Source organism: Borborobacter arsenicus, from assembly GCF_003934165.1.
GTDB classification, from domain to species: domain Bacteria; phylum Pseudomonadota; class Alphaproteobacteria; order Rhizobiales; family Rhizobiaceae; genus Pseudaminobacter; species Pseudaminobacter arsenicus.
Genome location: NZ_RKST01000085.1, coordinates 1 through 2,518 on the forward strand (window position 1 = coordinate 1; position 2,518 = coordinate 2,518).

At 64.9% G+C, this 2,518-nt stretch carries 3 protein-coding genes; all 3 read left to right on the forward strand.

Going from position 1 to position 2,518, the window contains the following annotated elements; genetic code table 11:
• Nucleotides 1-92 precede the first annotated feature (92 nt).
• The 3 genes from EET67_RS26755 (at nt 93) to tnpC (ending at nt 2,496) form a co-directional block, all read left to right on the forward strand.
• Complete coding sequence (locus tag EET67_RS26755; RefSeq protein WP_170313249.1) at nt 93-479, forward strand: transposase; 387 nt, start codon at nt 93-95, stop codon at nt 477-479.
• Nucleotides 476-820, forward strand: a complete 345-nt coding sequence (gene tnpB, locus EET67_RS25245) for an IS66 family insertion sequence element accessory protein TnpB (protein ID WP_128628907.1) — start codon at nt 476-478, stop codon at nt 818-820. Before EET67_RS26755 ends, tnpB begins: the two co-directional genes overlap by 4 nt.
• Before the next feature lie 74 nt (nt 821-894).
• On the forward strand, nt 895-2,496 hold the full coding sequence (tnpC, locus tag EET67_RS25250) for an IS66 family transposase (RefSeq protein ID WP_128628908.1): 1,602 nt from the start codon (nt 895-897) through the stop codon (nt 2,494-2,496).
• The last annotated feature ends 22 nt before the right edge of the window (nt 2,497-2,518 follow it).

A 2,518-nucleotide genomic window follows, 5' to 3' on the forward strand; every position in this document is an offset into this window, starting at 1 on the left:
GTAAGCGCGTAGGTCACCCCACGTAGCGGCTGGTTCGCTGATCTGGGAGTCTCCAGGGTGATTTGTCCTGGGAGGCTCCTGTGAGCGCACATATGTCTGATAGCAAGAACTTCGAGGTTCTCACGGTCGAGCCGGTTCGGCTTGCGCACAGTCCGGCCCGGCGTGTTCGGACCTGGTCGCGGGATGCGAAGACCAGGATCGTGGCGGAGACGTTTGCGCCGGGGGCGAACGTGTCGGCGATTGCCCGTTCTCACGGCCTCGATCCCTCGCAGGTCTATGCGTGGCGTCGCAAGGCGCTGGCGTCGGGCATGGTTGCGCCGCTGGCGGCAGCGCCGGACAAGCCGGTGAAGTTCACGCGTTTTGAGGCGGTGCGCAGCGACATGGTGGAAATCGTCGTTGGCGACGTCGTGGTGCGCGCCGGCGCCGATGTTGATGCCGATCACCTGACCAAGGTCATCCGTGCGGTTCGGGCGGCATGATCCCGGCGGGCGTGCAGGTTTACGTGGCGGCGACGCCGGTCGACTTCCGCAAGGGAGCGAACGGCTTGATGGCGCTGGTACGAGATGGCGGATCCGATCCGTTCAACGGCGCGCTTTACGTGTTCCGCTCGAAACGGGCGGACAGGGTAAAGGCGGTCTGGTGGGACGGGTCCGGGGTATGCCTGTTTGCCAAGACGCTCGAAGAGACGAAGTTTTGCTGGCCGAAGATCGCGCCGACCCGGGTGCGTCTGAACCACGCGCAGCTCCTGGCACTGGTCGACGGGCTGGACTGGAAGAAGGTCCGACCGGTGGCGGTCAAGCGGCCGCGATCGGTCGGCTGAAGGGCCTGTGGCAAGTTGAATCAGGACGTTGAAAGCGTTGGGAAAACGGCCGCGAACATGCTGTGATTGCGGCCATGGCGATGGCTGCTGCAGAGCTTCCGGACGATGTTGATGCGCTCAAGGCGATGGTCGTGGCCATGGTCGAAGAGCGGGCCCGGATCGAAGCGCGCAACGCCCATCTGCAAGCCCGCAATGTCCACCTCGAGACGGTAAACAAGACCGCCGACGAGCGCATTCTCGAATTGACGGCGATTGTGAAGATGCTGGAGCGGGCACGCTTCGGCACGCGCTCGGAACGGCTGCGCGGCGAGCAGCCGAGCGATGAGCAGATCGCCTTCGTGTTCGACGAGATCGAGACCGGCGTGGCGGCGCTCGAGGCCGAACTGGAGCGCGCCAGGCCGGACAGGCCGAAACGAGCGCCACGTCCGCGCAAGGGCTTTGCCGCGCATCTGGAGCGGGTCGAGATCGTCATCGAGCCTGAGGTCCCCGCCGGCTGCGAGGAGTTGGAAAGGGTTCTGATCGGCGAGGACGTGTCGGAACGGCTGGACGTGACCCCGGCGCGGTTCCGGGTAATCGTCACCCGGCGCCCGAAATACGCCTACAGGGGCCGCGACGGCGTGATCCAGGCGGCCGCGCTCGCCCACATCATCGACAGCGGCATTCCCAGCGAGGCACTGCTGGCGCAGATTGCGGTCGCCAAATACGCCGACGGCTTGCCGCTCTACCGGCAGGAAGCGATCTATGCGCGCGACGGCGTTGAGCTTCACCGCTCGCTAATGGCGCAATGGATGGGCAAGGTCGGCTTCGAGTTGCAGCCGCTGGCCGACTATGTGCTGGAAAAGATCAAGCAGGGCGAACGGGTCTTTGCCGACGAGACCACCCTGCCAACGCTCGCGCCTGGAACCGGCAAGGCCCGGAAAGCCTGGCTGTGGGCCTATGCCAGGGATGACCGGCCCTTTGGCGGTGCCGGTCCGCCGATGGTCGCCTACCGCTTCGAGGACAGCCGTGGCGGCGAATGCGCGGCGCGCCATCTGGCAGGCTTTGCCGGCATCCTGCAGGTGGATGGCTATGCTGCCTACAACCAGTTGGTCAAATCCGCCGGCGCCAATGACGGCGTGCAACTGGCCGCCTGTTTTGCCCACGTGCGGCGCAAGTTCTACGAGCTGCATGTGAACGGCAGTTCGCGACTGGCGACGCAAACGGTGAAGGCCATGGCGGCGCTGTGGAAGGTCGAAACCGAAATCCGCGGCCTCGATCCCGCGGCACGGGCGAATATCCGTCAGGAGAAATCCACCGCTATCGTCGCCGGCCTCTTCGAATTGTGGGGCAAGGAGCTGCCACGCCTGTCCGGCAAATCCAAACTCGCCGAAGCAATCCGCTACGCCATCTCCCGGCGCGCCGCTCTCGAGCGCTTCCTGACTGACGGGCGCATCGAGATCGACTCCAACATCGTCGAGCGGGCAATCAGGCCGCAGACAATTACGAGAAAGAACAGCCTCTTCGCCGGTTCCCATGGCGGCGGCCGGACTTGGGCGACCATCGCGACGCTCCTTCAAACGGCAAAAATGAACGACGTCGATCCACACGCCTGGCTCGCCCAGACCCTCGAGCGCATTGCCCAGGGCTGGCCGATCTCCCGGATCGACGATCTCATGCCCTGGAACTTCAAAGCCTGAACGGCCGCGGCTACCCGCTTAC